This is a genomic window from Candidatus Woesearchaeota archaeon, assembly GCA_003694805.1.
Lineage (GTDB): Archaea > Nanobdellota > Nanobdellia > Woesearchaeales > J110 > J110.
In genome coordinates, this window is sequence record RFJU01000081.1 from 1 (window position 1) to 5896 (window position 5896).

The 5896-nt window shown below is 52.1% G+C and carries 5 protein-coding genes and 1 pseudogene; 3 read left to right on the top strand and 3 right to left on the bottom strand.

Features of this window, described 5'->3' with window-relative positions; translation table 11 throughout:
* The first annotated feature begins 125 nt into the window (after positions 1-125).
* The 3 genes and pseudogenes from D6783_02910 to D6783_02920 all read left to right on the top strand — a co-directional run bounded on the left by D6783_02910 (position 126) and on the right by D6783_02920 (position 2469).
* A complete protein-coding gene (locus D6783_02910; protein ID RME53089.1) occupies positions 126-1814 on the top strand; it encodes an FAD-dependent thymidylate synthase in 1689 nt (562 codons plus the stop codon).
* 50 nt (positions 1815-1864) lie between these two features.
* The gene (locus tag D6783_02915) at positions 1865-2140 is read left to right on the top strand and encodes a 50S ribosomal protein L34e (GenBank protein ID RME53090.1); all 276 of its coding nucleotides are present in this window, start codon (positions 1865-1867) and stop codon (positions 2138-2140) included.
* Between the two features lie 134 nt (positions 2141-2274).
* A pseudogene (locus D6783_02920) lies at positions 2275-2469 on the top strand (50S ribosomal protein L14e).
* 341 nt (positions 2470-2810) lie between these two features.
* Here D6783_02920 and D6783_02925 read toward each other — a convergent pair.
* From D6783_02925 to D6783_02935, 3 genes are all read right to left on the bottom strand, one after another.
* Positions 2811-3506, bottom strand: a complete 696-nt coding sequence (locus tag D6783_02925; protein RME53091.1) for a hypothetical protein — start codon at positions 3504-3506, stop codon at positions 2811-2813.
* A gap of 161 nt (positions 3507-3667) precedes the next feature.
* The gene (locus D6783_02930) at positions 3668-5329 is read right to left on the bottom strand and encodes a phenylalanine--tRNA ligase subunit beta (protein RME53092.1); all 1662 of its coding nucleotides are present in this window, start codon (positions 5327-5329) and stop codon (positions 3668-3670) included.
* Positions 5330-5358: 29 nt separating this feature from the next.
* Positions 5359-5896: TIGR00725 family protein (locus D6783_02935; protein ID RME53093.1), on the bottom strand; the 538-nt coding region annotated here is incomplete at its 5' end.

Sequence of the window (5896 nt, forward strand, 5' to 3'; positions counted from 1 at the left end):
AACAAACAACACCTATCTTCCACAGCAGAACGCTCGCCACACCAGAAAAGAGCAAAAACCGAAAAGTTTCCGAAACTATGAACCGCAAGACATAAAACCCCTCTAAACATCCCTGACAACCCCCCATGAGCCCCTCCCAGAACAAAAGCAACAAGCCAGACCAGGAACGCCCACAACACCAGGCAGGATTCTCCCCCGGCGTTACCATCATCGCCATCACTGACAAGCCACCATCAACGCTTGCCACCGGCGCTGCCCGCACCTGCTACGCAAGCAAAGGCATCATCCTCCCTGACGAAGCAGAAAACAACGCCGAACTGAAAAAAAAAATCTATCAAAGCACAGCAACAGCAGGCCACAACACCGTCCAACAACACCACCACATCACCTTCGCCATCGACAACATCTCCCGCCACGCAACCTGGCAATTCCTCCACGCACACCCCTTCTACAACAGCGAGCAAGTCAGCCAACGCTACGTGACCGTAAAGCCTGACAACTTCATCACACCCCCCCTTACCAACACGAACAAAGCATGCTTTGTCAGGCACGTCAACGACGCCGTCAAAGCATACTACGAACTCATTGAACTCCTCACACCCATAACGAAAGAAGCGCTCTTAGAACGCTTCCCCGCAAAAAGAAAACAACTACGCACAAAGGAAGGAGAACGAGCAATCCTTCGTGATGCCAAAAAAAAAGCACAGGAAGTCGCCCGGTACGTCCTGCCTGTCGCGGCATCCACACGACTCTACCACACGATCAGCGCCATTACGCTCCAACGCTACCACCAAGCAAAAAACACGCTAGGGACGCCAACAGAAGTGCGCGCCCTCGTTGACGCCATGTACAGCGCAGTCCTCGCCACAGACCCTGACTTCGCAATGGCCAGCTTCGCACCGCCACCACAAGAAGAAACAACAGCGTGGCGAGCCCTTACCGGCATGGCTAAAAGCGCAGGCTATGACGAATCCCCTGAAGGATTAGAAACATTCATCCGCAGCGAAGCCTGCGCTCACGAAGTCCACCGCCAACGCGAAGTCTTCGAGAACGACCTTGAAGGACGAGTCGTCAAACTCCTAGACGGACACGAGCACAACGAAGCAATCCTGGCCAGGGCGGCAAGAGCAGTCCTCGGCCCCGCAGGAGCACACCTCACTGACGAGGAACTCCTCCGCACCGTTCTCGACCCTGCCAGCAACCCGCACCTCTCCACCCCCACGAACACGAGCACCATCTCCCCCGTCACGCGCGCAATGCAAAGCATCACCTATACGTTCATGAAAAAACTCAGCCACACCGCAGACTCACAAGACCAGCGCCACCGCATGGTCCCGAGCACCACCCCTCTTCTCTTCCTCGAAGTCGCGGCAGACCCTTACTTCATCACCCCCGAACTCATCAAAGAAGCAGGAGGCGCCGCCCAGCGCATCTACACCCAAGCAATCCACAACCTCTACAGAGGCATAAAAACACTTCTCAACAAAGGAACACCCGCCGAATTCAGCCAATACCTCTTCCCCAACGCACACGCGATCCGCATCATCCAACAAGGAAACCTCCTCCACCTCTATCACAAACACACCATGCGACAATGCCTGAACGCCCAAGAAGAAATTTGGAAAGCCACCATACAAGAAGCAGAACAAATCAGGCACGCAAACCCCATCATAGGCGCCAGCCTCGCACCACCCTGCGTCCACAGAAAAGACGCCCACCAAAAACCCTACTGCCCAGAAGGACCCCGCTACTGCGGCATCCCAGTATGGAACCTCGAACCAAGCGCTTTAGCCAACACCCCCCGCACCATATGAGACCCAACCCTTCCAAAGCTTTATAAACAACTTGACGTTTCCCACCACTCATGCCACAAGGCCAATTAAAATCAAAAACGTTCAAGAAAAAACAAGTAAGAACGCCTGGAGGGCGCCTCGCGACGCATTACCGCAAGCCCAAACCCAAGCAGGCCGCGTGCTCCGCGTGCGGACGGGTTCTTCACGGCATCCCCCGCCTCAGGCCGAAGGATGCACGAAACACGCCCAAAACGAAGAAACGCCCAGAACGCCCCTACGGCGGCGTCTTATGCGCTGCATGTTCCCGTACAGAAATGATTGCGAAGGCCCGAGCCCAGCAGGCGTGAACAAGGGCCGAACACTAAAACAAGCTACAAATCGGAACTGTTCAACTAAAAAAAAAGAATAGGCAAAACTGCAATGCTCTGCGTGGCAGTCGGCAACGCTCCACACTTCTGCTGCAGAGCTGGAGGAAACAACAATGTTTGAAGTTGGCCAACTATGTATAAAAATCGCTGGAAGAGATGCAGGCAACATCTGCGTCGTCGTCGACACTATCAACGAACACACGGTCCTCATCGACGGCCAAACAAGAAGGCGCCCGTGCAATATCAAACACCTCGAACCCATCAATAAACACATCTCGCTACGCAAAGGAGCAAGCCACGACGCCGTCGCTGCAGCCTTCAAAAAACTCAACTACGAAACCAGAACAACAACTCCGAAGAAGACGCCTCCGCGCCCAAAAAAAGAGCGCAAACACCGACAAAAACAAAAGGAGAGCAAGGCAGCAACAACAGAAGAAAAACCTCCTGCAAAAAAAACCAAGAAAGAACAGCCCGCAACGCAGAAGCCAGCCCGAACCACAACAAAAAGCAACACAGCAAACGAGAAAAACAAAACAACAACGAAGAAAAAAAGCGCTGCAAAACCAACAACAAAATCATAAAAAAAAAGCAAGAAACGCACGCCGACTAAAAAAAAAAGTAAGGCAGGCTGCTCTTCACACCTCGCAAATTAACTTCTTATCTTCAAAAAAGCATACAACACAGGAAGCACTACAAAAAAGAAGAAAACAATAACACCGTGCAAGATGAGCGACACGTAGCGCTCCTTGTTCGATTCATAAAACAAATTGTTCCTGTGTTCAACAGCCCCAAAATAAACAAGCATGAGAAAGAAAACAAGAACGTTAAACGCTTGAATCGTCGCTTTCGATACCAGGCCCTCAAGAAACCACTGGCTCGCCACAACTAAAACAAGGAAAACAAAAACCACAAGAATCGTGAACACTGAAAGCAAGTTCCGCCACAAAAGAATCCTCTGTTCGGCCAACGTCATCGGATTCGAAAAAAACGAACCATACCGAAACCGGTCATAGTTCGCAAGCAACTTTTTAATGAACGGATACGCCTCATTCACTTTCACCGGGTCAAACCCCGCCCGTTCTAAAACAGCCTTCACCTGATCCTCACGCAACCCCGCCAGTTCAAGCCGGTAAATCACGCGATGATACGCCTTCTTCACACCCGTAATGAGCGAGGCCGCAATCAGCAAGAGCGGAAGCACAATCACATATAAAAAACCCACATCATCCCCGCTCAGAACACCATCCAAAACAGTCGTCAAGCCAAAAAGAACAGCAGCAACAAAAATAAGCCCGCCAACAACAACCTGATGATGCGGCTTGTGAATAATCGCGACGCGCTCCATACCAAGAACTAAACACTTCCCTGTTTAAATACTTGCTGTTCAACAGCGCACAAAGCCGCACGCGAGAAGAAAAAAACAAACCCCCACAAAAAAGAACTGAAAGAAGCACACGCAGAACTGCTAAGACCGCCAGTAACCCTGACGCGCAGAAAACAGCACCATCACTCCAGCCCAACCAATTGCGCCAAGACTTCAACGTCAAGCTCGAACCACGAAACAGGATTGAGCAAGCCAAACGCTACCAACACTTCAGGGCGAACCTCGCCAACAACACCAACCCTTCGCCCCCGACACGCCACCTTCGCCGCCCTCCCGTCAATACAAGCAGCATGCTTTTCCGGCGCGTACGTGAACGACAACCCCAACCCCCTCGCTAGTGCATCAACAGCCTGGCGAGCATCAGTATACGTTGCCTTCTCAGAACAAAACACGCCGCCCAAACGCTCTCCTTCAACAACACTCGCGCCCGTTCCTCTGCCCGCATTAGCGCGCCTGAACACCTCCCCTACTTCGAAGAGGTTTTGTGGAAACTCATGATGCAAGTTCCTTCCGAGCGTTTCAAGCAAACTCGGCAAGAGCCAAGCCCGAAGCACATCAAACTCCTTATTCAACGCGTTCCTGAGCGTGACAAGTTTGAGCGACACTCCAGGCTTGACCAACTGGGTCTGAGCAGAGGACAAGTTGAAGTTCTTTACTTCTACAAGACCAAGCCCGACAAGAACGGAACGCACCACGCTCCGCAAACGTTCACGACGAGACTCCTCCCCAATAGTTGCGACACGAGGAATCACTTCTTCAAACCGATCATACCCAAAACCAATCGCCAACTCATCAATAACATCCCGCTCATGAAGAATATCAGCACGCCACGCAGGATAATACACCCTCCCGCCCCGAAGCGCCAAGCCCATCTTGCCCAACGCTTCTTTTGCTTCCTTGGCGGAAAACGCCACCCCCAACAACTTTTGCGCATTGCCCAAGCGAAACGGAATCGATCGCGGCGAAAAATCAGGCGAGCAAAACGAGCGTGAAGGATACTGCAACGTCACACTATGCACGTCACCACCCATCTCAGCAAGGCTTACACACATGATGTTCAACGCCTGCTCAAGAACATGAAGCGACGTCCCCGTAACCTCAACAAAAACGTCCCGCGTCTTCGCAGACACCCGCCCCACATCTTCACTATTAATAATAGGGGGCATGCTCATCACCACCCCTTCTGCATCGACAAAAACAGGAAAGCGCTCCTCCCCCTCAAGAATAAAGCCATACTTCCTCCCAGTAGGGTGCCTGCTCAGTATTTCTTTTCCGTTCATCGGCCTTTGCACATCGAGCGGGCGAAACACGATATCCTCAAGAGGACGCGAGGTGAACGTCACAGGAAACGAAATTTTCTCAAGAGGGTAGATGCCAATGCCTCCCTTCTTCCTCCCCCGCAAAAGCGTGGTGCACAACTTTTCCTGCGACTGAATAATGCTGCGCAAGCGCTCATCCGTAAAGCGAATTCCCTTCACCACCGCCGCGACGGCAAACGGCCACGCCTTCAGTGGCTTGACAACTCGCAAAACCTTTCTGCTCCGCACAACACGATACGTTTGCAGACCAGGCCGAACCCCCAAGAACGCCCCTAGTGCAATACCAAATCCCTCCTCTGTCAGCAAATCAGGCCTGTTCGGGAACACCTCAACCGTTATGATATCTCCCTCAACACTTTGCAAGTCAGTCCCGAGCATGCTGATCTTCTCCTTCAGCACGCCATCACTCACCTTCTTTCCTATAATGGAAAAAAGCGCCTTTTTACTTAATTGCACTGTCGGCATCGTACTTTTCCCGTGATCTCCTCACCTATTCATATGAACGTGTTATGACGAATGTGCTCAATACTCTTCACTTTCTTGAACACACCCTGCCGTTTGAGCTCGGCCATAATCATCGCGACTGCCTTAGCAGGATCCTTCGCGCCCTTAATCTTCATCAGCCTCCGATTATCCATATATTTCCCAACGTACGGCACGCCAACGCCTGGGACGTTCGTCATGACCACCGTCGGTATCTTATTCAAGTAGCAATACGTCAACTCACTGAGGGTGCCAACACCACCTTCAACGATGATCGCGCCGTGGCTGCTATTCGCGTTCGTGCTATCCCTTGAGTACCCAATTCCTGTTGGGATGACGATGTCCACGTACTCGTTGGCTTCATTCATTGCTTTCCCCGGAAGGATGCCTACCGTCAAGCCGTTATGCTCCTTCGCACCCTGCGAGGCGGCCTTCATAACTCCTTCCCCGCCGCCCGTGACGAGAACAGCACCTGCCTTGGCGATCTCCCCCCCTACCTGGTACGCGACCTTGAGCGCCTTTTGCGAGACGTGACTTACGTCAGAGCCG